This window comes from Dietzia cinnamea NBRC 102147, from assembly GCF_001571065.1.
GTDB classification, from domain to species: domain Bacteria; phylum Actinomycetota; class Actinomycetes; order Mycobacteriales; family Mycobacteriaceae; genus Dietzia; species Dietzia cinnamea.
This window is the reverse complement of sequence record NZ_BCSW01000046.1, coordinates 1-25,138: the sequence shown is the minus strand read 5'-3', so window position 1 is coordinate 25,138 and position 25,138 is coordinate 1. Positions and strand designations below refer to the sequence as shown.

The window sequence follows — 25,138 nt, the reverse complement described above, 5'->3', positions numbered from 1 at the left end:
GGCCACGGGCGGCGACGCCGGCGGGGGGACCGGCGCGGACCGAGGCGGCTCGGACGGACCCGAGGCGCCGACGTACAGCGCTCCGGCGGCGACCACGCCCGACGGCGACGCCGGCCCCGATCGGCCGACCGCCGTGCCGGACGCCCCCGCGGGGCCGGGCACCCCCGACGACGCCTCCCGGACACCGACGTACGGCGCGCCTGCGGTTACAGTCCTTGACGACGACGAGCTCTCGGTGACGACGACCCCGCCGATCGAGACGCCGCCCACCCCGGGCACGACAGGAGGTGAGACCGGATCGGACACCGAGACCGGTCAGATGTGACGATCGCGCCACACGACCCGGCCGAGCTGGCGGCGACGCCACCGGCACGCGACCCCGAGGCGCCCTTCGGCATCTACCTCCACGTGCCGTTCTGCTCCACCCGGTGCGGCTACTGCGACTTCAACACCTACACCGCCGGCGAACTCGGATCGGCGACCTCACCCGTCGACTGGGAACGCGCTGCCGCGATCGAGATCGAGAGGGCCGCGCAGGCGCTGTCCTCCGCCGGCGCGGCCCCGAAGGTCGACACCGTCTTCATCGGCGGGGGCACCCCGTCGCTGGTCGGCGCGGACGTCCTCGTCGGCCTCCTCGCGCGTGTCGACGCCGCCTTCGGCCTGGCCCCCGGCGCGGAGGTCACCACGGAGAGCAACCCCGAGTCCACATCCCCCGAGTTCTTCGCGCGCCTGCGCGGGGGCGGGTTCACACGCATCTCGCTGGGCATGCAGTCCACCGCCGCGCACGTCCTGCGCATCCTCGATCGCACCCACACCCCCGGTCGGCCGCAGGAGGCGGTCGCCGAGGCGCTGCGGGCGGGGTTCGAGCACGTCAACCTCGACGTCATCTACGGCACACCGGGGGAGACCGACGACGACCTCGCGCGGACCCTCGACGCGGTCGTCGGCGCCGGTGTCGACCATGTCTCCGCCTACTCGCTGATCGTCGAGGACGGCACCGCCCTGGCCCGCCGGATCCGCCGGGGCGAGATGCCGGGCACCGTCGACGATGTGCTCGCCGACCGGTACGAGCAGGTGGCCGACCGCCTCGCCCGGGCGGGGTTCCACTGGTACGAGGTCTCCAACTTCGCCACCGACTCCTCGGCGTACTGCCGCCACAACATGGGCTACTGGCGCGGCGGCGACTGGTGGGGCGTCGGGCCGGGTGCCCACTCCCACGTCGCCGGGGCCCGGTGGTGGAACGTCAAGCACCCCGCGCGCTACGCCGCCGAGTGCGACGCCGGTCGACTCCCCGTCGACGGCGGGGAACTGCTCGACGACTCCGACCGCCACATCGAGCGGATCATGACCGGGCTCCGACTGGCGGAGGGGCTCGGCGACGAGGCCTTCACCGTGGACGAGCGCGCCCGCGCCGACGAGCGCGTGGCGGCCGGGCTGCTGCGCCGCCGGGCGGCCGACGATCCCGCCGGCCCCGGGTACGCGCTGACCGAGGCGGGCCGTCTGCTCGCCGACGGCGTCGTCCGCGACGTGCTCGTGTGACGCCGTCGACTGGGCCATCAGTGCAGGAACTGGCATAGAATCGGCAGAACAACGGGCACAGGGGAGGAGCGGGTATGTCGAGTACGGCCGATCGTAGGACCGAGGTCTTGCGCGCGATCGTCTCCGACTACATCGCCTCCCACGAACCGGTCGGGTCCAAGGCCCTCGTCGACCGCCACTCGCTGGGCGTGTCCAGCGCGACCATCCGCAACGACATGGCGGTGCTCGAGGCCGAGGGGTTCATCGTCCAACCCCACACCAGCTCGGGGCGCGTGCCCACGGAGAAGGGCTACCGTCACTTCGTCGACTCGATCGAGGAGATCACCCCGCTCTCGCGGGCCGAGAAGCGGGCGATCCGGGCGTTCCTCGAGGGCGCGGTCGACCTCGACGACGTGCTCCGGCGCGCCGCCCGCCTGCTCTCCCAGCTCACGCGACAGGTCGCCGTCGTGCAGTACCCGGTCCTCGGCCGCTCGACGGTGCGCCACCTCGAGGTGGTGAGCCTGACCCCCACGCGCCTGCTGCTGGTCCTCATCACCGACACCGGCCGCGTCGACCAGCGGACGGTCGAGCTGGCCGCCCCGCTCACCGACGAGCACCTCGCCGAGCTGCGCGGCCTGCTGTCCGAGGCCGTCGCCGACAAGCGCCTGTCCGACGCCTCGGACGCCCTGGCCGCGACCGGCGAGCGCGCCCGGCCCGAGTACCGCGACGCCGTGGAGCGCTGCGTGACCGTGCTGGTGGAGACGCTCGTCGAGCACCCCGACGACCGCATCGTCCTGGGCGGCACCGCCAACCTCACCCGCAGCGCCGCCGACTTCGACGGCTCCCTGCGCTCGGTCCTCGAGGCCCTCGAGGAACAGGTGGTGATCCTGCGACTGCTCACCGCCGCCCACTCCGTGGGCCGGGGCGGCCCCGGCGGGGTGACCGTGCAGATCGGCGAGGAGACCCAGACCGCCGAGATCCGCGGTGCCTCGGTGGTGTCCTCGCAGTACGGCGCGGAGGGGCAGACGTTCGGCGGGATGGGGGTGCTCGGGCCCACTCGGATGGACTACCCGGGAACAATCGCCTCGGTCGCCGCTGTTGCCCACTACGTGGGCGAACTCCTCACCGGGCGCTGACGCCCGTACGCTTCCCGCTGCGATCAGATCTTCCTCACGACGAAAGGCCACACGTGTCACGCGACTACTACGGGACCCTCGGGGTCGATAGGGGCGCCTCGGAGTCCGAGATCAAGCGCGCCTACCGCAAGCTCGCCCGCGAGCTCCACCCCGACGTCAACCCGTCGGACGAGGCGCGTGAGAAGTTCAGCGAGATCACCGCGATCTACGAGGTCCTCACCGACCCGGAGAAGCGCCGCATCGTCGACATGGGCGGCGACCCGCTCGACTCGTCCGGCGGTGGCGGTGGCTACGGCGGCGGTTTCGGCGGGGGCTTCGGCAGCGGCGGACTCGGCGACGTCTTCGAGGCCTTCTTCGGCGGCGGGGCCGGAGGCGGCGGTGGACGCGGCCCCCGCAGCCGCGTCCAGCCCGGTTCGGACGCACTCATCCGCGTCACCCTCGGCCTGGACGAGTGCGCCACCGGCGTCACCAAGGAGATCCAGGTCGACACCGCCGTGCTGTGCGAGACGTGCCACGGCAAGGGCTCGGCCAGCGACAAGCCGCCGGCCACCTGCGGGATGTGCCAGGGCCAGGGTGAGATCCAGTCCGTCCAGCGCTCGCTCCTGGGCAACATCATGACCAGCCGTCCCTGCCCGACCTGCGCGGGTACGGGCGAGATCATCACCGACCCGTGTGGTGAGTGCACCGGCCAGGGCCGCGTCCGCAAGCGCCGCACCGTCTCGGCCAAGATCCCCGCCGGCGTCGGCGGCGGCATGCGCATCCGCCTGGCGGGGCAGGGCGAGGTCGGCCCCGGCGGCGGGCCGGCCGGCGACCTCTACATCGAGGTCAACGAGCGCACCCACCCGGTGTTCGTCCGCGACGGCGAGGACCTGCACTGCACGGTCCGCGTGCCGGTGGTCGACGCGATCCTCGGCGGCGAGGTCGAGCTCGAGACGGTGGTGGGCGAACCCCTGCAGATCGAGATCCCGGCCGGCACGCAGCCCGGCCACACCGTCACCCTCACCGGGCGCGGCATGCCCCGCGTCCGCGGTGGTGGCGCGGGTGACCTGACGGTTCACATGGAGGTCGTCATCCCGGAGAGGCTGGACCGCAAGCGCCGCGACCTCGTGGAGCAGCTGCGCCGCCTCGATGGTGACTCGGCCGAGGTCGTCAACGAGGACACCGCCCGCCGCGGTGGCCTGTTCTCCCGCCTGCGCGACGCCGTCGCCGGGCACTGAGCCGCCGAGACACGACACCCGAGAACCCCGGATACCGAGCCGCCCGTGACCCCCTCCCTGTTCCGCGCCGACACCGTCCCCGCAGTCGGCGAGACGGTCGTGCTCGACGGCCCCGAGGGCCGGCACGCCGGATCGGCGCTGCGGGTCCGGCCGGGGGAGGCGATCCGGGTCGGTGACGGCCGGGGCGCGGTGGGGGACTGTGTGGTGACGACGACGAGCTCCGGCCGCGTCGAGGCCGAGGTCGTCACCCGGGTCGACGTGCCACGCCCGACCCCCGAGGTCACCGTCGTCCAGGCCCTGCCCAAGTCCGAGCGGTCGGAACTGGCCGTCGAACTCGCCACCGAGGCCGGCGCCGACCGGATCGTGCCGTGGCAGGCGGACCGCTGCGTGAGCCGGTGGACCGGCCCCAAGGTGGACAAGGGTCGCACCAAGTGGACTAACGCCGCCCGGGCCGCCGCCAAACAGTCCCGCCGGGCCTGGGAGCCGGAGATCGGCGACCTCGTCGACTCCACCGCGCTCGCCGCTCTCGTCGCCGCCGAGGTCGAGGGCGGGGCCAGCGCACTCGTCCTGCACGAGGAGGGCGCCGCCGGGTTCGCGGACGCGGTGACCGCGGGACCGACGGGGGAGCGGGTCCTCGTCGTCGTCGGCCCCGAGGGCGGGGTCTCCGACGCCGAACTCGACGCCCTCTCCGCCGCCGGCGCCCGCCCGGTCGTCCTGGGCCCCGAGGTCCTCCGGACCTCCACCGCCGCGACGGTGGCGTTGGCCGCACTCGGCGTTCTCACCCCGAGATGGGCGGCCGCGCGGTCTACACTCGACCCAACCGCACCACGACACGGGAAGTGATCCACGTAAGCACCCCAGGAAACGACGCAGTCCCCGACCCCGGCGCCCCCACCGACGGCGACCGGCGCGACCCCGGCGACACCCCCGCCCGCACGGCGGTCCAACTCGACCCCGACCTGGCGATGGCGGTGCTCGGCGCCGCCGACGCCAACCTCCGCGCCCTCGAGGACCTGCTCGCCGCCGACCTGCACGTACGCGGCGGCACCATGACCATCTCCGGCGAGCCGCCCGACGTCGACCGCGCCTCCCGCGTCGTGTCCGACCTGCTGCGGCAGGCGCGCAGGGGAGTGGAGATCACCCCGGCGTCCGTGCGGCGCTCGGTCGAGATCCTCGCCGACTCCGGACCGCTCACGCCCGAGGAGGTCCTCGGCACCGACGTGCTGTCCCGCCGCGGCGGCATGATCCGGCCCAAGACGCTGGGGCAGAAGCGCTACGTCGACGCGATCGACGACCACACCATCGTGTTCGGCCTCGGACCCGCCGGTACCGGCAAGACCTACCTCGCCATGGCCAAGGCCGTCGCCGCGCTACGCGCCAAGGAGGTCAGCCGCATCATCCTCACCCGGCCCGCGGTCGAGGCGGGAGAGCGGTTGGGCTACCTGCCCGGCACCCTGCACGAGAAGATCGACCCGTACCTGCGGCCGCTGTACGACTCGCTGCACGACATGATGGACCCCGAGGCGATCCCCAAGCTCATGGCGGCCGGGGTGATCGAGGTGGCGCCGCTGGCGTACATGCGCGGCCGCACGCTCAACGACTCGTTCATCATCCTCGACGAGGCGCAGAACACCACGCCCGAGCAGATGAAGATGTTCCTCACCCGCCTGGGCTTCGGCTCCAAGATCGTCGTCACCGGCGACATCACCCAGATCGACCTGCCCGGCGGGCAGCGCTCCGGCCTCAAGGTCGTGCGCGACATCCTCTCCGGCGTCGACGACATCCACTTCTCCGAGCTCACGTCCCGCGACGTGATCCGGCACGCCCTCGTCGGCCGGATCGTCGACGCCTACGCCAAGCACGAAGCCCGCCTCGAACGGGGCGACCGACCCACCACCGGACACAGGAACAGGGAGCAGCGCCGACGATGAGTATCGAGGTCGCCAACGAGTCGGGCGTGGAGGTCGACGAGGCCGAGCTCATCGACGTGGCCGCGTTCGTAATCGCCCGGATGGACGTGCACCCGGCCGCCGAACTGTCGATCACGCTCGTCGACAAGGACACCATGGCCGACCTCCACGTCACGTGGATGAACCTGCCCGGCCCCACCGACGTGATGAGCTTCCCCATGGACGAGCTCACCCCCGGCGGCCGCCCCGACCTGGCCGAGCCCGGCCCCGCCATGCTCGGCGACATCGTCCTGTGCCCGGCGTTCGCCGCCGACCAGGCCGCCAGCTCCGGCCACCCGCTCGCGCACGAACTCGCCCTGCTCACGGTCCACGGGTGCCTGCACCTGCTGGGCTATGACCACGCCGAGCCCGCCGAGGAGCGCGAGATGTTCGGCCTGCAGAACGAGCTGTTGGGCGAGTGGTACGACCACCGCGACGAGTCCCCGAGAGTGGACGCCTGAGTCGTGGACGCCACCATCTACACGGCCATCGCAGCCGTGGTGCTCATCCCCGTCGCCGGCCTGTTCGCCGCCCTCGACGCCGCCCTGAGCACGGTCTCCGTGGCGCGCGTCGAGGAGATGGCCAAGGACAACCGCTACGGCGCCGTCCGTCTGGCCAGGATGCTCGACGCCCGCCCGCGGTACATCAACGTCGCCGTCCTGCTGCACATGCTCAGCCTCATCGGCGCCGCCGTGCTGTTCACCGTGGTGTTCGACGAGCTCATCGACTCCCGCGCCTGGGCCCTGGTCACCGCGGTCGTCGTCACCACCGTCGCCGCGTACATCGTCGCCGGGGTCGGGCCCCGCACCCTCGGCCGCCAGCACGCCTACACGCTCGCCCTGGGCGCGTCGACGCCGCTGACCGTGACCGGGGTCGTCCTGGGCCCCGTCGCGACCCTGCTGGTCGGCCTCGGCAACGCCGTCACCCCCGGCGGCGGCTTCCGCAACGGGCCCTTCGCCTCGGAGATCGAGCTGCTCGAGATCGTCGACATGGCCCGCGAGCGCGGCGTCGTGGCCGACGACGAGTCCCGCATGATCCAGTCGGTCTTCGAACTGGGTGACACGACCGCCCGCGAGGTCATGACCCCCCGCACCGAGATGGTGTGGATCGAGTCCGACAAGACCGTCGGCCAGGCCGCGCGGCTCACCGTCAAGTCCGGCTACTCCCGCATCCCCGTGGTCGACGGCGACAACTCCGACAACGTGGTGGGCGTGGTCTACCTCCGCGACATCGTGGCCCGCCTCGACGATCCCGACGGGCGCGCCGCCCCCGTCGCCGAGGTGATGCGCCCGGCCGTGTTCGTGCCCGACGCCAAGCGGATCGACGACCTGCTCGCCGAGATGCAGCGCGACCACAACCACCTGGCGATCCTCGTCGACGAGTACGGCGGCACCGCCGGTCTGGTGTCGATCGAGGACATCCTCGAGGAGATCGTCGGCGAGATCGTCGACGAATACGACACCACCGAGGTCCCGCCCGTCGAGGACCTGGGCGACGGCCGCTATCGGCTGTCCGCCCGGCTCGGTCTGGACGAGGTGGCGGACCTGTTCGACATCGAGTTCCCGGACGAGGTGTCCGAGGAGGTCGAGACCGTCGGCGGGCTGCTCGCCCTCGAACTCGGCCGCGTTCCCCTGCCTGGGGCGCGCATCGTCACCAGCGGCCTCGACCTGCGGGCCGAGGGCGGCCACGACCGACGCGGGCGGGTGAAGGTGGTCACCGTGGTGGCCACACCCACCGAGACCGATGACGACGACACCGACGACCACCCCCGGCGCGAGGACAACCGATGAGCACTCCCGAGAACTACCGCAGTGGGTTCGTCAGCTTCGTGGGCCGACCCAACACGGGCAAGTCCACGCTGACCAACGCGTTGGTGGGGGAGAAGATCGCCATCACCTCCGCCAAGCCACAGACCACCCGGCACGCCATCCGCGGGATCGTCCACCGGCCCGACGCGCAGATCATCCTCGTCGACACCCCCGGCCTGCACCGCCCGCGCACCCTGCTCGGGGAGCGGCTCAACGCACTGGTCGAGGACACCTACTCCGATGTCGATCTCATCGGCCTGTGCATCCCCGCTGGCGAGCGGATCGGCCCCGGCGACCGCTGGATCCTCGAGCAGGTCCGCAAGCTGTGCCCGACCACGCCGCTCCTCGGGCTGGTGACCAAGATCGACACCGTCTCCAAGCAGAAGGTCATGGAGCAACTCGTCGCCGTCTCGAAACTCCTCGGTCCGGACTCGGAGGTCGTGCCGGTCTCGGCCGCGTCCGGCGAGCAGGTCGACGTGGTGGCGGACGTCATCGCCTCGCTGCTGCCCGAGGGTCCGCAGTTCTACCCGGACGACGTGGTGACCGAGGAGTCCGACGAGACCCGCATGGCCGAGCTCATCCGCGAGGCAGCCCTCGAGGGCGTGCGCGACGAGCTGCCGCACTCGATCGCGGTGACCATCGAGGAGGTCCTGCCGCACGAGGGCCGCGATGACATGGTGGACGTCCACGCCACCGTCTACGTCGAGCGGCAGAGCCAGAAGTCGATCGTGCTCGGCAAGGGCGGGTCCCGCATGCGCGAGGTCGGCACCCGCGCCCGCGCGGGAATCGAGGCGCTGCTCGGCACCAAGGTGTACCTCGACCTGCACGTCAAAGTCCTCAAGGAGTGGCAGCGCGATCCCAAGATGCTGGGGCGCCTCGGCTTCTAGCCCGCCAATGGGACAATGGGCACCCACACCGTGCGACGCGCGTCGCCCGTGTGGCCGCGCGGGTGACCGTTACGGCGCGGGCGGCCGTTACGGCGCGGGTGAACGACACGGAAGGAGGCCCGGGTGCATCCCTTCACTGACACGGGCCTCGTCGTGCGCACCTACGACCTGGGCGAGGCCGACCGCATCGTCACTCTGCTGACAGAACGTCACGGCCTCGTCCGCGCCGTGGCCCGTGCGGTGCGGCGCACCCGCTCCCGCATGGGCGCCAGCCTGGAGCCGTTCGCGGTGGTGGAGGTGCAGATCGCCCCAGGTCGCGGCAGCAGCGGGCTGGGCACGGTCCGCCAGGCCACCAGCCGCGAGTCACTCGCTCGTCCGCTGGTCGCGGACTACCCCGCGTACACGTCCGGCTGCGTGGTGCTGGAGACCGCCGAACGCCTGGCCGGCGAGGAGGGGGCTCCCACTCCGCGGTTGCTCGGCCTCGCCGTCGGCGCTCTTCGCTCCCTCGCCGAACACCGCCGCGCGCCGGGGCTGGTCGCCGACGCGTTCCTCCTGCGCGCCATGGCCGCCTCCGGCTGGGAACCCGTCCTGGACTGCTGCGTGCGCTGCGGGGCCGTCGGTCCGCACCGGGCGTTCCACGTCGCCTCCGGCGGCACGGTGTGCGTGCACTGCCGACCGCAGGGCTGTGCGATGCTCTCGCCTGGCGTCGCCGAGCACCTGTCCGCGCTGCTGTCAGGGCGGTGGGACGCCGTCGGGCTGTCCTCGCCCGCGGTGGTGCGGCAGGCGTCCGGCATCGCGGCCGCGCATCTGCAGTGGCATCTCGAGCGTGACCTGCGCAGCCTGCCACTGGTCGACCGCGGTCTGGTCGGCGCGGATGCCGACGGATTCGTCGCCGCTCGTCCCGATCCCGCTCGGCCCGATTCCGCTCGGCCCGCCGATTCCGACCCTGTCATCCCCATCGAGGAGCACCGTGCCCGGACTACCCAGATTCCGTAAGCGTCCCGCGCCGCAGGCGGCCACGGTCCGGCCGCCGGCCCCGCACCCGTCGGGGGCGCGGCCGCCGGCCATCCCCGCCGAGTTCGTGCCCCGCCACGTCGCGCTGGTCATGGACGGCAACGGGCGCTGGGCGCAGGAGCGCGGTCTGCCCCGCACCGAAGGGCACAAGCGCGGCGAGGCCGTACTGATGGACGTGGTGGAGGGGTGCATCGAGATGGGCATCCCGTACCTGTCCGCGTACGCGTTCTCCACCGAGAACTGGAAGCGCAGCCCGGAGGAGGTGCGGTTCCTCATGGGCTTCAACCGCGACGTCCTGCGGCGCCGCCGCGACGAGATGAACGCACTCGGGGTGCGCGTGCGGTGGGCCGGCCGGCGACCGCGGCTGTGGGGGTCTGTCATCAAAGAGCTCGAGGAGGCGGAGGAGCTCACCCGCGGCAACACGGTCATGACCCTGGCCATGTGCGTCAACTATGGCGGCCGGGCCGAGATCGTCGACGCCGCGCGCGACATCGCCCGCCGGGTGGCCGCCGGCGAGTTGGAGCCCGACGACATCACCGAGGAGAACTTCGCCGACTTCCTCGACGAGCCCGACATGCCGGACGTCGACCTGTTCCTGCGCCCGTCGGGGGAGCTGCGCACCTCGAACTTCCTGCTGTGGCAGAGCGCGTACGCCGAGTTCGTCTTCCAGGACACCTTGTTCCCGGACTTCGATCGCCGAGACCTGTGGGCCGCCTGCCTGGAGTACGCGGAACGCGACCGGCGATTCGGTGGTGTCGCACCCGCCTGACCGGCGCGCGCATTCCGGGCAGCCGCCCCCGCGGATGGCGTCTCGCGCCTGTGGATGTCCGCCCGGAAGACAGCCGCGCGCGGGCATGGCGTCTCGCCCGCCCATCGGTACGCGCCAGACGACATGACGGCGGGCGGCTGTGGCCGGGCGGCGCCCCAGCGGTGGCTCAGTCGGTATCGGCGCCGGCGTCAGGCCGGCCGGCGGCCCCGGCCTCGGCGCACCGCGCGCAGAGGCCGAACAGCTCCACCGTGTGGCTGACGTCGGAGAACCCGTGGGCCCGACCGGCGCGGTGCGCCCACACCTCGACGCCAGGTTCCTCGACCTCGACAGTGAACCCGCAGAGTCGGCATACCAGGTGATGGTGGTGCGAGTCGGAGCACTTGCGGAAGATCAGCTCGCCGGAATCGGTGCGCAACACGTCGACCGCGCCGGCGTCGGCCATGGACTGCAGCGTCCGGTACACGGTGGTGAGTCCGATCGTGTCGCCGCGCTCTCGCAACTCGGCGTGCAGATCCTGCGCCGACCGGAAGCCCTTGGACTCGTCCAGCAACGCGGAGATCGCGCTGCGTTGGCGCGTCGAGCGCATGCCGATGGGCCTGCCGCCTGAGGTCACGGCGTCACTGCTCCCCGGCGTGCCCGACGGCCGCCTCGACGATGTTGAGCAGGTGCCCGTCCAGCAGTTCGTACCGCATCTCGCGGCCCTGGCGATGGGACGAGACGACCCCTGAGGACTTGAGGACGCGGAGGTGCTGACTGACCAGTGGCTGTGTCACGCCCAGCGCGTCGACGAGCTCGTGGACACACCGTGGACCCTCCTTGAGCTGGAGGACGATAGCGATACGCAGGGGAGCGGACAGGGCCCTGAGCAGCTCGCCCGCCGCCGACACCACGTCGTCCGGCGGGAGGGGGACGGGGACGGCCCGGTGGTCCGCGTCGTGGACGTCCGCGACCGGCGCGGGTCCGGTCGATCGGGGTCCGGCTGCCATCATCTCCACCTTCCGGGTTCGAGGTCGTGCTCGGTCGCCGTCGGCGTCGTGTCGGGTAGGGGACCCCAGTATCCCAGACCGGGGAGGTCGACCGGATACCCTGATGAGAAGTGCCCGGGCGCCGGCCCGCGCCGAGGTGGTCCACCCCGACACCTCAGCCAACCGACTCACCAAAGGGAGAACCCCCGACGTGGCAGCCTCAGCTTCCGTCATCGACACCGTCGTCAACCTCTGCAAGCGCCGGGGACTGGTGTACCAGTGTGGCGAGATCTACGGCGGGACGCGCTCGGCGTGGGACTACGGCCCACTGGGAGTGGAGCTCAAGGACAACATCAAGAAGCAGTGGTGGCGCACGTTCGTCACGGGCCGCGAGGACGTCGTGGGCCTGGACTCCTCGATCATCCTGCCCCGCCAGGTGTGGCAGGCCTCGGGCCACGTCGAGACCTTCACGGACCCGCTGGTGGAGTGCCGCAACTGCCACTCCCGCCTGCGTCAGGACCACCTGCAGGAGGCGTACGCCGCCAAGAAGAAGCTCGACTCGGTGGCCGACGCCCCGATGACCGAGATCGCCTGCCCCAACTGCGGCACCAAGGGGCAGTGGACCGACCCGCAGCTGTTCTCCGGCCTGATGAAGACGTACCTGGGCCCCGTGGACAACGAGACCGGCCTGCACTACCTGCGCCCGGAGACCGCACAGGGCATCTTCATCAACTACAAGAACGTCATGACCACGGCCCGGCGCAAGCCGCCGTTCGGCATCGGTCAGATCGGCAAGGCGTTCCGCAACGAGATCACACCCGGCAACTTCATCTTCCGTACCCGCGAGTTCGAGCAGATGGAGATCGAGTTCTTCGTCAAGCCCGACGAGGCCGACGAGTGGTTCAAGCGCTGGGTCGAGGACTGCTGGGACTGGTTCGTGGACCTGGGTATCGACCCGGAGAACATGCGCCGCTTCGACGTTCCCGACGACGAGCGCGCGCACTACTCGGCGGGCACCATCGACTTCGAGTACAAGTTCGGCTTCTCGGGCAACGAGTGGGGCGAGCTCATGGGCGTCGCCAACCGCACCGACTACGACCTGACCCAGCACCAGACCCACTCCGGTGAGGATCTGCAGTACTTCGACCAGGCCTCCGGCGAGAAGTACGTGCCGTACGTCATCGAGCCCAGCTTCGGCCTGACCCGCTCGCTGATGGCGTTCCTCATCGACGCCTACACCGAGGACCAGGCGCCCAACGCCAAGGGCGGCGTGGACACCCGCACGGTGCTCAAGCTCGACCGCCGTCTGGCCCCGATCAAGGCCGCGGTGCTGCCGCTGTCCCGCAACGCCGACCTGTCTCCCAAAGCCCGCGACCTGGCGGCCCAGCTGCGTAAGAATTGGAACGTGGACTTCGACGACGCGCAGGCGATCGGCCGCCGCTACCGCCGCCACGACGAGATCGGCACCCCGTTCTGCATCACCGTCGACTTCGACACGCTCGAGGACCAGGCCGTCACCATCCGGGAGCGGGACACGATGGCGCAGGAGCGCGTGGCGATCGATCAGGTGGAGGGCTATCTCGCCCAGCGCCTAATCGGGTGCTGACGGACGCCACTGGCACACTGGTCGGGTGAGAAGATCCGGGTCCCCGCTCCGCGCGGTGTCCAGGGCCGTCAGCTGGGTCCTGACCATCGCACTGCTGTTGTGCCTGGTCATCCCCGGGTTCATCGCGTTCCGCGTCTGGCACGTAGCGCGGATCGACGACCGCACGCCGGCGGATGCGATCGTCGTGCTGGGGGCGGCCCAGTACAACGGCGTACCGACGCCGGTGTTCCAGGCACGCCTCGAGCACGCGGCCCTGCTGTACGACGAGGGGGTCGCGCCGCAGATCATCACGGTCGGCGGTGGCCAGCCCGGTGACCTGTACACCGAGGCCGGGTCCGGCCGGGCCTATCTCACCAGGCTCGGCGTGCCCCCCGAGGCCGTCCTGGCGGTGGAGACCGGCACGAACACCGAGGGCAGCCTGGACGCCGTGGCACAGACGGTGCGAGACCAGGGCGGACAGTCGGTGGTGTTGGTCAGCGACCCCACGCACTCGTACCGCTCGCGGATGATGGCCCGCGATGCCGGACTGGACGCGTGGACGTCGCCGACCAGGCACGGGCCGGCGGTGTGGACGCGGGAGAACCAGATCATGAGCATCATCCGGGAGACCGGCGCGGTGCTCTGGTACCAGTACCACCGGATCGCCGGCAGTGATGTGGACTTCCCCGGATGAGTCGGCGACCGGGGGACGAGGGGGCGGGGACGCCCGGAGGGGACGGGCATGACGGGTTACGCGTACGACGCGGCGGACGCCGAGCGGCGCGTGGACGAGGGGGCCGGACGTGGGCGGGGCAAGGCCAGTGAGCGCAGCCCGTTCGACCGCGACCGCGCCCGCGTCCTGCACTCGGCGGCACTGCGCCGACTCGCCGACAAGACACAGGTGGTGGGCCCCGGGGACGGGGACACCCCGCGCACCCGGCTCACCCATTCGCTTGAGGTGGCGCAGATCTCGCGCAGCATCGCCGCCGGCCTGGGCTGCGACCCTGATCTCGCGGACCTCGCGGGTCTGAGTCACGACATCGGCCATCCGCCCTACGGTCATAATGGTGAGCGCGCCCTGGACGAGGTCGCCCGCTCGTTCGGCGGTTACGAGGGCAACGCGCAGACGGTCCGGATCCTGTCCCGGCTGGAGCCCAAGGTCGTGGACGCCGACGGTCGCGGGGTGGGACTGAACCTCACCCGCGCCGCGCTGGACGCCGCCACCAAGTACCCGTGGCTGCCGCGGGAGGGGACGCGGAAGTTCGGTGCCTACGCCGACGACGCGGACACCCTGGCGTGGATCCGGCAGGGCGCGCCCGGGGACACCCGGTGCCTGGAGGCCCAGATCATGGACTTCTCCGACGACGTGGCCTATTCGGTGCACGACGTGGAGGACGCGATCGTCGCCGGCCGCCTGGACCTGCGATCGTTGTCCGACCGCTCGGAGGTCGCGGCGCTCGCCGAGCTGGGCGCGGCGGAGTTCCGCGGGCCGGACGCCGATGAGCTGGAGCAGGCGGCGGGCCGGCTCGGGTCACTCGAGGTGGTCCGGGCGGTGCAGCCGTTTGCGGAGAGTTTCGCCGGGTTCGTCGCTCTCAAGGCGCTGACCAGTGAGCTGGTGGGCCGTTTCGTGATGCCTGCGATCCACGCGACCCGCGAGGTGCACGGCGCGCGGCCGCACGGCCGCTACAGCGCGGACCTCGAGGTGCCGGTGGAGGTGGAGGCCGAGGTCGTCATGCTCAAGACGATGGCCGTGCGGTACGTGATGAGCGATCCGGGGCACCGCCTGCGGCAGGACCGGCAGCGCGATCGGATCCACCGGGTGGCGGAGTTCCTGGCGCAGTCCGCGCCGGCGGGCCTGGATGCGGTACTGCGGCCGCTGTGGGACTCTGCGCCCGACGATGCGGCGAAGATGCGGGTGATCGTCGACCAGATCGCGTTGTACACGGAGAGCCGCCTCGAGCGGGTCGACCGCGCGAGTGCGGGGATCCAGGCCGCCTGGGGCTGAGCCGCTCAGCCGACCGCGCGGGCGACCTCGTCCACCAGCCGGTCCACCCCCACCTCGTCGAGACCAGAGTCGGGGGTGAAACCGGTGCGTACCACCACGAGATCGGCCGAGGGGACCACCACGACGTACTGCCCGTCGTGACCGGACGCCCAGTAGGCATCGGCCGGCATCCGGCCAAACCGGAGCGGGCCACCGTCACCGGCCTGGTTGAGCCACCACTGGGCGCCGTAGGGCTCGGGTTCGCCGCCCGCCGCGACGCCCGTGGTCGCGTAGTCCATCCACCCCTCTGGCAAGAGCCGCTGTCCGTCCACCTCGCCGTCGTCCATCACGAACTGACCGAACCGCGCCCAGTCCCGGGGACTCGCCCACAGGTACGAGCTGCACACCGACCCGCCGGACGCGTCGGCCTCGAGGACGGCGCTGCGCATGCCGAGCGGGCGGAACAGCAACTCCTCGGCCATCTCGGGTCCCATCCCGGTCCGCTCGTGCAGGAGGTCGCAGAGGATGTTGGTGGTGCCGGAGGAGTACTGGCGGTACTCACCCGGGTTGTGGGCGGGCGGCTGGGACGCGGCGTAGTCGGCCATGTCCGGCTCGAGGTAGAGCATCCGGGTGACCGGGGTGCCGAGGTCGTACTCCTCGTCCCACTCGAGGCCGGAGGTCATGCGCAGCAGGTGGTCGAGTGAGATCCGCGCCCGCTCGTCGGTCCACTCGGGGCGGAGCGCGGTGGTGGCCGGGTCGAGGTCGGCGTCGGGGAACTCGAGCTGCGCACGCCCGACGAGCGTGGAGGCCACGCTCTTGGCCATGGACCAGCCGAGCTGGCGGGTGTCGGGGCCGAAACCGTCGGCGTACCACTCGTCGAGGATCTCGCCGCGATGGACGACGACGAGGCCCCGCGTCCCCTCGTGCGCCGCGGTCTCCTCGAGGGGCGCGGAGACCTCGTCCGCGACGTCGGTCGCCTCGGCGAGCCGGACGCCCGGGCCGCCGTCCTCGCGCAGCGGCGGGGGCGGCTCACCGCTCTCGGCTCCCGCGGCGCGGCCACCGAGGGCGCAGCCGTGCTCGGAGACGTGCGCGGTCTGCCGGAAGCCGATCCCGAGCACGGAGGCGGTGGCGGTCCCGGCCTCGTCGTCGATCGCCGTGCGCAGGTAGGGCACGAGCGGGTTGGGCGGCAGGTCGGACTCGTGATCCTCCCGCCCGACGAGGAAGTGCAGGGCGCACGCGTTGTGCGCGGCGTATCCGGTGCCGGTGAGCAGCAGGGGGCGGAAGTACACGCCGGCCGCGACCACGGCGCCGACCAGGGGGACGAGGACCGCGAACACCGCGATGAGGACTTTCCGCCGACGTGTCATGAACAGAGAGGGTAGCCAGCGGGTCCGACAGCGCGGTCAGAACCGCCCGCCCGCGCCTCCGCCGCCCCAGCCGCCGCCTCCGCCGCCGGAGAATCCGCCGCCCCCGAAGCCCCCGCCGAATCCACCGCCGCCCCCGAGGCCGCCGCCCCAGCTGGAGCCCGAGCCGAAGCTGGACCCGGCGCCGCGCGTCATGCCCTGGATGAGGGCGCCCGCGATCATGCCGCCGACGAGGGCGCCGGTGCCGGAACCGCCGCGCCCGCCGCGCCCGTAGGGGCCGTACGGGACTCCGTAGCGGCCGGTGTACTGCGGCCGTGAGGCGTCGTCCTGGGCGAGCCGCAGCGCCTCCCGGGCGAGGTTGAGCGCCCGGTCGGCGGCGGGGAACGCGGCCGGACCGACCGTGGCCTCGGCCGTGGCGAGGGAGTTCTTCGCCGAGGCGAGCCGGGTGCGGGCGGCCTGACCGATCACGTACGAGCGGCTGCCGATGAAGTCGTCGGCCTCGCGGACCGCACCGGCCGCGCGGGTGAGGGCGGCCCGACGGGCGGCGCGGGCGCGTCCGGCGGTCTCCGCCTCGTGACCGGCGGCGGCGAGTGCCTCGTCGAGCTCGCGGTCCACCTCGATGAGGCGGGAGAACGTCCCCAACGGGTCGGCCTGCCCGTCCCGGCGGGCGGCCTCGACGGCGTCACGACCGGCGGAGGCGACAGCGGTGAGGTCGCGGCTCGTCGCGTCGCTGACGTCGGTGGAGGCGAGCAGTCGGGCGGCCATCTCCAGCTCCTCCTCGACCTCGGCGACGAGCGGCTCGAGGTCCCGTCGGGCGGTCGCGATGTCGTCGGCGGCGTGGTCCACGCCGTCGACCAGCTTCTCGGCGCGGGCGAGTTCGCCCTCGGCGGAGGTGATGGCGTCCACGGCCTCACCCTGCTCGCCGACCGGCCGGGCCAGCGCGACGCGGGCGCGGCCGGTCTCCGCTTCGGCGGCGTCGAGCAGCTGCTCGGCCAGCGAGAGGTTGTCGGCGATGGAGGTGAGCACCGCGGACGGGAACCGCTCGCGGAGGTCGGACATGGTCTTCTCGGCCTCGGGAAGCCGGGCGCGCAGGGCCACCGCGCGGCGCGTGAGCGCGTCCACGGAGGCGCCGCCGTTGATGAGCAGGTCACGCATCTCCCCGAACGCTGTCGCCTGGTCCTCCAGCCCGCGCTCGGCGCGTTCGGCGCGGGCGGCCACCTCGAGCAGCATCGCCTTGCGCTGATCGGGTGTCTCGGGGATGTCGTCGTCGAGCCGCTGGACGAGCCCGTGCGCGGCGGCGACCTCCGAGCGTGCCGCGTCGAGCGCGGCCCGGAAGGGCCTGGTGCGCAGGTCGCCGAGCTCGCCGGTCGCGGTCTCGAGCGCTGTGGCGGAGGCGTCCACGGCCTGGTCGGCGTCCACGAGCCCGGTCCGGGCGCGGGCGTCGAGCACGTCGATCGGCAGGGCGGACATCCGTGCGGTGTCGTCACCGGGGATGTCGCGGGCGTCCTCCGCCTGCCTCGCGGTGCGGGCGGCGCGCCGGCGGCGGGTGACCAGGACCAGGACGACGACGAGGACGACGATCCCCGCGATCCCCGCGATGATCGCGAGTGGCGAGACCTCGGAGCCGGAGCCCTGCCGCTCGAGTCCGTCGGCGGCGCCGATGACAGCCCCGGCCCAGTCGTCGTCGGCCAGTCGCGGCTCGATGTCGCGGTCGGCGATCTGTTGGGCGGTCCGCTGGTCGTCGGCGGGGGAGCGCTCCGGGTCGTCGAACTCGAACCAGTACCTGCCGTCCTGCACGGCCACCACGAGCAGCGCGTCGGAGGCGCCCAGATCGGAGAGCTCCCGGGTCTGCCGCGACCACTCCTCGACCGGGATGCCGTCGAGGGTGTCGACGAAGGTCACCCACAGCTGGATCTGGTCGGTGGAGCGCAGCTCGGCCAGTCGGCTCTCCACGTCGCGGGAGTCGCCGCCGAGCACGCCCGCGGAGTCGGTGAGCTGCTGCCGCAGGTTCGACGGCGGCTCCGCGGCGGCGATCGGGGGGCCCCACGCCGTCAGGCAGACCAGGAGCGCGGCGAGCAGCGAGACCGCCGCGAGGTGAAGGCGGCGGAGGGCGACGGGGGTGGCCGGACGGGGTGAAGCGGCAATCATGAGCCCAGCGTATCGGGCCCGGAGAGGGGCCACGCCGGTCCGCCGCGCGGGCGGCTACTCTGGGCGCATGGCAGGGCGGATTCCGGAGCAGGACATCGCCGCGATCCGCGAACGCACCCGTATCGAGGAGATCGTCGGCGAGTACGTGGCGCTGAAGCCGGCGGGCGCGGACTCGCTCAAGGGGTTGTCCCCGTTCAAGGACGAGAAGACCCCCTCGTTCCACGTGCGTCCGCAACACGGCTACTTCCACTGTTTCTCCACGGGTGAGGGCGGTGACGTCTTCGCGTTCCTCATGAAGATGGAGCACATCGGTTTCGTCGAGGCGGTCGAGCAGCTGGCCGACCGGATCGGCTACCGCATCTCCTACGAGGGCGGCGGGCAGGTGGTCCAGCGCGACCGCGGCACGCGCTCCCGGCTGGCGCAGGCCAACGCGGCGGCGCAGAAGTTCTACGCGGAGCGGCTCGCGCAGGACCCGGAGGCCGAGACGGCGCGGACGTTCCTCACCGACCGCGGCTTCGACATGGCGCAGGCGCAGCACTTCGGCTGCGGCTACGCCCCCGCCGGCTGGGACACCATGAGCAAGCACCTCATGCGGCAGGGCTTCGAGCCCAAGGAGCTGGAGGCGGCGGGGCTGTCCAAGACCAGTTCGCGGGGGACGCTCATCGATCGCTTCCACCGCCGGCTGCTGTGGCCGATCCGCAACCTGGCCGGTGAGGTGATCGGCTTCGGTGCGCGCAAGCTCTTCGAGGACGACACCCTGGGCAAGTACATGAACACGCCCGAGACCATGCTCTACAAGAAGTCGCAGGTGCTGTTCGGGCTGGACCTGGCCAAGCGGGAGATCGCCTCGCAGCGGCGCGCGGTGGTGGTCGAGGGCTACACGGACGTCATGGCGATGCACGCGGCGGGCGTGACCACGGCGGTCGCGGCGTGTGGCACGGCGTTCGGCGAGGATCACCTGTCCACGTTGCGGCGGCTGATGCTCGACGACAACTACTTCCGCGGCGAGATCATCTACACCTTCGACGGTGACGAGGCGGGCAAGAAGGCCGCCCTGCGGGCGTTCTCGGGCGATCAGCAGTTCTCGGGCCGGACCTTCGTCGCGGTGGCCCCGCCGGGGCTCGACCCGTGTGATCTGCGTCAGACCAAGGGCGACGTCGCGGTGCGGGACCTGGTGTCGGCGCGGGTGCCGATGTTCGAGTTCGCGATCCGGTCGATGCTGGAGGACTACGACCTGGACCACGCCGAGGGGCGCGTGGAGGCGCTGCGGCGCACGGTGCCGGTGGTGGCGGACATCCGCGACTCGTCACTGCGGGATGAGTATGCCCGTCAGCTCGCCGGGTGGGTGGGCTGGGACGACCCGGCGACCGTGGTGCGCCGGGTCCGCGAGGAGTCGCGCAAGAAGGGCCGGGCGCGCTCGGCCGGGGCGGGTCCGGGTCCGCGCCGGCGCGGGCCGGGTGGACCGGGCGGGGGAGCCCGCCCGGGATGGGACGCGGCCGAGCGTGGTGGCGTGGGTCGTGGTCGAGGGGGGTACGACGACGACGAGGTCGGCGGCGGCGACGCCCCGCGGACTCCGGAGGTGCCGAAAGGCGTGCCGATTCCCGCCCCCGGTGATCCGGTGCTGTGGCCCCAACGCGAGGCGGTGAAGGCGGCCCTGCAGTACCCGGGCCTGGCGGGCCCGTTGTTCGACTCGCTGCCGGACGAGTGCTACACCCACCCGGCGTACGCGGCGATCGCGGAGGCGCTGTCTCGGGCCGGGGGCTGTGCGGCCGGCAAGAGCGGCGTCAACTGGGTGGCCGAGGTGTCGCAGGGGCTGGAGGATGAGGGCCTGCGTCGTCTGGTCGGGGTGCTCGCGGTGGAGACGTTGCGCGTGTCGGAGGAGGCGTTGCCGCGGTACATCTCCGGGGTGCTCGCGCGCCTTCAGGAGGTGTGGGTGTCGGGGCAGATCGCCGACCTCAAGTCCAAGGTGCAGCGGATGAGTCCGGCGGAGGACCCGGAGGGGTATTCGGCACTCTTCGGTGATCTGGTGGCGCTGGAAGAGTACCGGCGCGGCCTGCTGGAGCAGGCGGTCGGTGCCACGCCGGACATCGCGTGACCTGCCGATTTGGTTCCTCGGCGTGGTTCGCACTAAGGTGGTTTCTCGGTATCCGGCACAGCAGCCGGAAGGCCGGTAGCAATCCCCCATAGCTCAATTGGCAGAGCATTCGACTGTTAATCGAAGGGTTATTGGTTCGAGTCCAATTGGGGGAGCTCCTTCGGAGAGGGCCCGTGGCGTTGTCGCCGCGGGCCCTCTTCTGTTTCCCGTCTCAGCCGCGGCGCAGCACGCGGGCGTAGGTGAGGTTGCGGGCGCGCTCAGGGGCGCCCTCGTCCACGAGTTCCACCCGGTGGTTCCCCAGCAGGTGCTGTGTCGGTGAACAAGGCCCCGAGCGCGTCCCAGTCGCAGGTGTCCAGCGCCCTGGCGACGTCCGCCAGCCGCTAGATGATCTGATCCCTGTCGGTCGTCATCTGTCCTTCGTAGCAGGGATTCGCGGTGGATCCGGGCGGTCTCGCTACCCTGACGCCATGAGTCGTCCCGCAGCCCAGAGCGCCGTCGAGGTCACGCTGTCCACCGGCCGCGTCCGCGGGACCGACCTGGGGGACGTGGTCCGCTTCTACGGCATCCCGTACGCCGAGGACCCGGTCGGCGATCTGCGCTTCGCGGCCCCCGTCAGGCGGAGCCCCTGGACCGGGGTCCGCGACGCGACGCGTCCGGCGGCCACCGCGCAGCGTCTGCGCTTCGATCCGGATCCGGCGATCCCCGAGCCGATCGTCGCGGGCACGGACATCCTGCACGTGGACGTGTGGGCGCCTCCCGAGGGCGCCGGGCACCCGGTCCTGGTGTGGATCCACGGCGGAGGGTGGGAGTCGGGGTCGTCGCATCAACCGTGGTTCGACGGGACCGCGTTCGCCCGGGCGGGGATCGTCGTGGTGTCCGTGGGCTACCGGCTGGGCGTCGAGGGCTTCACGTCCTTCCCCGACGCCCCGGACAACCGCGGGGTGCGCGACTGGATCATGGCGCTGGAGTGGGTCCGCGACGAGATCGCGGCTTTCGGCGGTGACCCCGGGCAGGTCACCGTGTCGGGCCAGTCGGCGGGCGGCGGTGCCGTGCTGTGCCTGCTGGCCTCGCCGGCAGCGACAGGACTGTTCCACCGCGGGATCGCTTCGTCGCCGGCGGTACTGCGGTCGCCGGCCGCGCAGGCCCCCAGGGGAGCGACGGCTGCCGAGCTGGCGGCGGGCGGCCGGGGCGCGGTCGACGAGTTCCACCGTCGGCTCCGCAGGGACAACCCGTTCCTCATGCCGTTCCGGCCGACCATCGGCGACGAGACGGTCCCCATGCCGCCGCTCGAGGGGGTCGGGGAGGGGCCGGGGCTCGGGGTGCCGCTGCTCATCGGTTCCACGGCCACCGAGTTCGAGGGGCTCGTCCGCGCGCTCCCGGGCCCCGCGCTGGTGCCGGGCGCGGCGATGATCCTGCGTTCGCAGGAGCTCCCCACCACCGGGCTGCGCGCGTTGGCCCGCCAGTCATCGGGACGGTCGCTGCGTCGAGCGGTGGGGGCGGTCGTCGACGCGGCGACCATCCACTCGACTGTCGTGCGGGCCGCCGAGACCCGCATCGCGGCGGGCGGACCGACGTGGGTGTACGACTTCCGGTGGGCGGCGGGCCGCGGGGCGGTGCACTGCGCGGACCTGCCGTTCTTCTGGTCTGTTCCCGAGGCCGCGAACGTACGCGCGTTCCTCGACGCGCCCGTTCCGCCGGACCTGGTCGCGGCGATGCACGGCTCGTGGGTGGACTTCGTCCGCTCCGGCGACCCCGGTTCGCCGGCCTACGAGGCGCCCACGCGGCGGGTGCAGGTGTGGGACGAGCCGCCCGCAGTCGTGGAGGACGGTCTGGCGGACGTCCGTGAGGTCTGGTGGCCGGACGGCGCGACCTGACGCCTTGCTACGATTGCGCCGCGCGTGTGGGCGAGACGCCCGTCACGCGAGGGGCTATAGCTCAGTTGGTTAGAGCCGCGGACTCATAATCCGCTGGTCGCGGGTTCGAGCCCCGCTGGCCCCACCGATAGAAGCGGCCCGTTGGTGGTCGATTGCGACGTAGGGCTTACTCGCACCGAGTCTGGGGTGTTGCTGCGGGCAGCATGGTCGAGCAGTACTGACATGCGCAGGCAGGCGGACGCCGGATGGGGCGCTCTCCGGCCCGGATAGGGGCGACTTGCTCTGGTGCGTCGGCCACACCACGGGTTGGTGTCGTACCGCTGTAGGAGGATTAGGGCATGACAGCTTCGTACGAGAAACATGACTCACCCGCTCTGCGAAAAGCGAGGGGCGCGTTCTTTACACCCCCTCCAATCGCGCGCTTTATTTCCTCGTGGGCAATTCGCCACCCCTCGGATCGTATCCTGGAGCCCTCGATGGGTGATGCTGAGTTCTTAGTTCACGCTGTTGAGCGACTTCAATCGCTTGGGCGGTCCAGTCCAGAGGTCTTTGGATCTGAGCTTCACGCCTGGAGCGCAGAACGCGGCAAGCAGCGAGTCGCGGAGCGCGGCGGCACGGCACTAGTGGATATAGGGGACTTTTTTGCTCGAGAAGACCCCTGTCCTTTTGACGCAGTGATCGGAAACCCGCCGTACATTAGATTCCAAGATTTTTCGGGCGAGCAACGAACCGCCGCACAAGCTGCCGCGCTCCGCGGAGGAGTAGCACTTACTGGTTTAGCCTCGGCATGGGCGGCGTTTACGGTACATGCCACGCTTAAACTTGCGGTGGGAGGGCGCCTAGGCTTCGTTCTGCCCGCGGAAATACTCACTGCGAATTACGCAGCGCCAGTTCGAAGATTTATCTTCGACAACTTTGGGGATGTCGAGTTAGTACTGTTTGAAGAAAAAGTGTTCGGCGAGGCCGATACCGAAACGGTGCTTCTCTTGGCTTCGAGTTTTGGTCAAGGTGCAACTAAGAACGCGAAGATCCGACAAGTCAGGAACGCCGCATCGCTAACGTCGATGCCGCCAGCTACTGTATGGACGCCGGAGGATCCGGCAGATAGATGGTCGGGCGCCACGGTTAATGCTGCTGCGTCAAAAGTACTTATGGATTCCGTGCCGGCTGGTCATTTCAAGGCACTGAAGACGTGGGGTGAGACCACTCTTGGGATTGTTACCGGGAAAAACTCGTACTTCGCCATTTCTCCGGAGCAAGAGATTGATCTGGCGCTCGATCCGGCCGAAACCGTGCCACTATCGCCACCTGGCTCCGCCCACCTGAGGGGCCTTGAACTCTCCGATCTGGCCCTCGCTGAACTAGGCAGGCTTGGCAAGCGCACTCGCCTGTTCCGCCCAACTGGCGATATGTCGCTCGGCGCGCGAAATTACATCGCAGCCGGTGAGTCAGCGGGAGTGCACAACGCCTATAAGTGCCGTGTGCGAAAGACTTGGTGGCTTGTCCCCCTTCTCGAGCCTGCGGACCTCCTTTTAACGTATATGAACGCCGACACCGTCCGCCTAGTTTCAAACACTGCCCGCGTGCATCACTTGAATAGCGTACACGGGGTCTACTTGCGCGAGGAGGTTAGATCAATCGGAATGGAACTGTTGCCGATTGCTTCCCTGAATTCGGTGACCATGCTAAGCGCTGAGATAGCCGGGCGTGCCTACGGTGGCGGCGTTCTGAAGATGGAGCCAGGGGAAGCGGATCGGTGGTTGGTGCCTTCGTTAAAAGCGGTGGAAAACTCGGCGGAACGACTACGCTCAATCAAGCCGCAGATCGGCGGTCGCTTAAGAGGCGGGAAGCTCGACGAGGCGGTCAAGTTGGTAGATGACGCTCTTCTTGTAGATGTACTCGGATTCACTCGGTCAGAGGTTCATGTGGTGCGCGAAGCGAGGAACGAGCTGGCTGGAAGGAGGGGTAACCGTGGACGCAGCGTCAAGGCTTGAGGCGCGCCTAATCGAAGCGATTCGGTCATGCGGCCAGAAGCCGAGCGACGATCAGCCGCAGGCGGGCAAGAAAAACTACAATGAGAAGCTATCCGCAGCAGTAGCACTTGCCCTTGCGCAAGAGCTTCGGGACCGTGGAATGGTCGAGGCGCGTCCGTCGGGTCCGGGAGAAGTTGGAGCTAGCGGCGCAGAGCGACGCTTGGCCGGAGGCATTGGCGCGAAAAAGGTCGACGTCAGTTGGGCGACAGAGGAGTCCGGACTTCTTCTTGCGCTCAGCGTCAAGACTATTCTCTTCCGGGATGCTCGCAGTAGGAACTTTCAGAAGAATCTGACCAATAGGCGGGCCGACCTTCTGAACGAGGCAGTAACTTTGCATCGGCGATTTCCGTATGCGGTACTTTCTGCTTTTCTTATTTTCGACAAGGATGCAGCGGAAGACGGGACTGCGCGCCGCAAATCGACCTTCACCAATGCGGGACCGAGGCTTCGTCTATTCACTGGCAGGCAAGATCCCTCAGGGCGCGACGAGCAGTATGAGAAATTCTACTTGGCGCTTGTTGATTCGAACGTCTTCAAACCTACGATAGAGGTTTACGAGGCGAATGATCTTGTCAACCCAGTCTCACTTGATCAGATGATGATTGACTTGGTTGCTTTGGTAGGTGAGCGGAACTTCGATCTCTATGAAGGGGTCGACGGAATTGTGCGCAAGGCTTGACCTTTAATGGGACGGCATCCGGCCGGAGCCGGCTGGGTGAGCCCATTTTCGAGGGTGGCGGTCCCGATTCACGAACCTAAGACTAGTGCGCGCCGGTTTCGGCCCTTAGCCCC

Annotated in this window: 21 protein-coding genes, 2 tRNA genes and 1 pseudogene; 20 read left to right on the top strand and 4 right to left on the bottom strand. The window is 70.6% G+C overall.

Going from position 1 to position 25,138, the window contains the following annotated elements:
* The 11 genes and pseudogenes from DCI01S_RS17615 to DCI01S_RS13195 form a co-directional block, all read left to right on the top strand.
* Positions 1-325: pseudogene (locus tag DCI01S_RS17615) on the top strand (hypothetical protein); the annotation flags it as partial.
* A 2-nt stretch (positions 326-327) separates the two neighbouring features.
* Complete coding sequence (gene hemW / locus DCI01S_RS13240) at positions 328-1,539, top strand: radical SAM family heme chaperone HemW (protein ID WP_244881736.1); 1,212 nt, start codon at positions 328-330, stop codon at positions 1,537-1,539.
* 74 nt (positions 1,540-1,613) lie between these two features.
* Complete coding sequence (hrcA, locus tag DCI01S_RS13235) at positions 1,614-2,654, top strand: heat-inducible transcriptional repressor HrcA (protein WP_061229654.1); 1,041 nt, start codon at positions 1,614-1,616, stop codon at positions 2,652-2,654.
* 53 nt (positions 2,655-2,707) lie between these two features.
* Positions 2,708-3,871 (top strand): molecular chaperone DnaJ, encoded by a 1,164-nt coding sequence (dnaJ, locus tag DCI01S_RS13230; RefSeq protein WP_061229653.1) that lies wholly within the window; start codon positions 2,708-2,710, stop codon positions 3,869-3,871.
* Between the two features lie 45 nt (positions 3,872-3,916).
* Entirely contained in the window at positions 3,917-4,714 is a 798-nt protein-coding gene (locus DCI01S_RS13225) for a 16S rRNA (uracil(1498)-N(3))-methyltransferase (RefSeq protein WP_061229652.1), read from the top strand.
* Positions 4,711-5,802 carry a PhoH family protein gene (locus tag DCI01S_RS13220; RefSeq protein ID WP_061229651.1) on the top strand — a complete coding sequence of 364 codons (1,092 nt, stop codon included), beginning with the start codon at positions 4,711-4,713 and terminating at the stop codon, positions 5,800-5,802. The genes DCI01S_RS13225 and DCI01S_RS13220 overlap by 4 nt, the downstream gene beginning before the upstream one ends.
* Positions 5,799-6,281, top strand: a complete 483-nt coding sequence (gene ybeY, locus DCI01S_RS13215; protein WP_061229650.1) for an rRNA maturation RNase YbeY — start codon at positions 5,799-5,801, stop codon at positions 6,279-6,281. Before DCI01S_RS13220 ends, ybeY begins: the two co-directional genes overlap by 4 nt.
* A gap of 3 nt (positions 6,282-6,284) precedes the next feature.
* Positions 6,285-7,610 carry a hemolysin family protein gene (locus DCI01S_RS13210; protein ID WP_061229649.1) on the top strand — a complete coding sequence of 442 codons (1,326 nt, stop codon included), beginning with the start codon at positions 6,285-6,287 and terminating at the stop codon, positions 7,608-7,610.
* Entirely contained in the window at positions 7,607-8,515 is a 909-nt protein-coding gene (era, locus tag DCI01S_RS13205) for a GTPase Era (RefSeq protein WP_061229648.1), read from the top strand. Before DCI01S_RS13210 ends, era begins: the two co-directional genes overlap by 4 nt.
* Before the next feature lie 123 nt (positions 8,516-8,638).
* Positions 8,639-9,511, top strand: a complete 873-nt coding sequence (recO, locus tag DCI01S_RS13200) for a DNA repair protein RecO (RefSeq protein WP_061229647.1) — start codon at positions 8,639-8,641, stop codon at positions 9,509-9,511.
* Positions 9,486-10,298: an isoprenyl transferase gene (locus DCI01S_RS13195; protein WP_061229646.1), complete on the top strand. Its 813-nt coding sequence runs from the start codon at positions 9,486-9,488 to the stop codon at positions 10,296-10,298. Before recO ends, DCI01S_RS13195 begins: the two co-directional genes overlap by 26 nt.
* A gap of 166 nt (positions 10,299-10,464) precedes the next feature.
* Here the strand turns inward: DCI01S_RS13195 and DCI01S_RS13190 are convergent, their stop codons facing one another.
* Together DCI01S_RS13190 and DCI01S_RS13185 are read right to left on the bottom strand one after the other, a co-directional pair.
* Positions 10,465-10,884, bottom strand: coding sequence for a Fur family transcriptional regulator (locus tag DCI01S_RS13190; protein ID WP_061229645.1), 420 nt, complete (start codon positions 10,882-10,884; stop codon positions 10,465-10,467).
* Between the two features lie 31 nt (positions 10,885-10,915).
* The gene (locus DCI01S_RS13185; protein ID WP_371412120.1) at positions 10,916-11,287 is read right to left on the bottom strand and encodes an ArsR/SmtB family transcription factor; all 372 of its coding nucleotides are present in this window, start codon (positions 11,285-11,287) and stop codon (positions 10,916-10,918) included.
* 187 nt (positions 11,288-11,474) lie between these two features.
* On the opposite strand from DCI01S_RS13185, the gene DCI01S_RS13180 reads away from it, so the two are divergent.
* From DCI01S_RS13180 to DCI01S_RS13170, 3 genes are read left to right on the top strand one after another with little or no spacing between them, the layout of a single operon-like run.
* The gene (locus tag DCI01S_RS13180) at positions 11,475-12,869 is read left to right on the top strand and encodes a glycine--tRNA ligase (protein WP_061229657.1); all 1,395 of its coding nucleotides are present in this window, start codon (positions 11,475-11,477) and stop codon (positions 12,867-12,869) included.
* Between the two features lie 55 nt (positions 12,870-12,924).
* A complete protein-coding gene (locus tag DCI01S_RS13175; RefSeq protein ID WP_061229644.1) occupies positions 12,925-13,542 on the top strand; it encodes a YdcF family protein in 618 nt (205 codons plus the stop codon).
* 48 nt (positions 13,543-13,590) lie between these two features.
* Complete coding sequence (locus tag DCI01S_RS13170; protein WP_061229643.1) at positions 13,591-14,853, top strand: deoxyguanosinetriphosphate triphosphohydrolase; 1,263 nt, start codon at positions 13,591-13,593, stop codon at positions 14,851-14,853.
* Positions 14,854-14,858: 5 nt separating this feature from the next.
* On the opposite strand, the gene DCI01S_RS13165 is transcribed toward DCI01S_RS13170, so the two are convergent.
* Positions 14,859-16,199: a serine hydrolase domain-containing protein gene (locus tag DCI01S_RS13165; RefSeq protein WP_061229642.1), complete on the bottom strand. Its 1,341-nt coding sequence runs from the start codon at positions 16,197-16,199 to the stop codon at positions 14,859-14,861.
* A gap of 36 nt (positions 16,200-16,235) precedes the next feature.
* Positions 16,236-18,344 carry a TPM domain-containing protein gene (locus DCI01S_RS18075; RefSeq protein ID WP_061229641.1) on the bottom strand — a complete coding sequence of 703 codons (2,109 nt, stop codon included), beginning with the start codon at positions 18,342-18,344 and terminating at the stop codon, positions 16,236-16,238.
* A 67-nt stretch (positions 18,345-18,411) separates the two neighbouring features.
* Between DCI01S_RS18075 and dnaG the strand changes: the two genes are divergently transcribed.
* The 6 genes from dnaG (at position 18,412) to DCI01S_RS16845 (ending at position 25,025) form a co-directional block, all read left to right on the top strand.
* Positions 18,412-20,439 (top strand): DNA primase, encoded by a 2,028-nt coding sequence (gene dnaG, locus DCI01S_RS13155; RefSeq protein ID WP_061229640.1) that lies wholly within the window; start codon positions 18,412-18,414, stop codon positions 20,437-20,439.
* Positions 20,440-20,521: 82 nt separating this feature from the next.
* Positions 20,522-20,594 (top strand) — tRNA-Asn (locus DCI01S_RS13150).
* A 312-nt stretch (positions 20,595-20,906) separates the two neighbouring features.
* On the top strand, positions 20,907-22,313 hold the full coding sequence (locus DCI01S_RS13145) for a carboxylesterase/lipase family protein (RefSeq protein WP_063935649.1): 1,407 nt from the start codon (positions 20,907-20,909) through the stop codon (positions 22,311-22,313).
* 50 nt (positions 22,314-22,363) lie between these two features.
* Positions 22,364-22,437: transfer RNA gene (locus DCI01S_RS13140), tRNA-Ile, on the top strand.
* A 214-nt stretch (positions 22,438-22,651) separates the two neighbouring features.
* On the top strand, positions 22,652-24,307 hold the full coding sequence (locus DCI01S_RS16850; protein WP_007626406.1) for an HsdM family class I SAM-dependent methyltransferase: 1,656 nt from the start codon (positions 22,652-22,654) through the stop codon (positions 24,305-24,307).
* The gene (locus DCI01S_RS16845; RefSeq protein WP_198150704.1) at positions 24,285-25,025 is read left to right on the top strand and encodes a hypothetical protein; all 741 of its coding nucleotides are present in this window, start codon (positions 24,285-24,287) and stop codon (positions 25,023-25,025) included. Before DCI01S_RS16850 ends, DCI01S_RS16845 begins: the two co-directional genes overlap by 23 nt.
* The last annotated feature ends 113 nt before the right edge of the window (positions 25,026-25,138 follow it).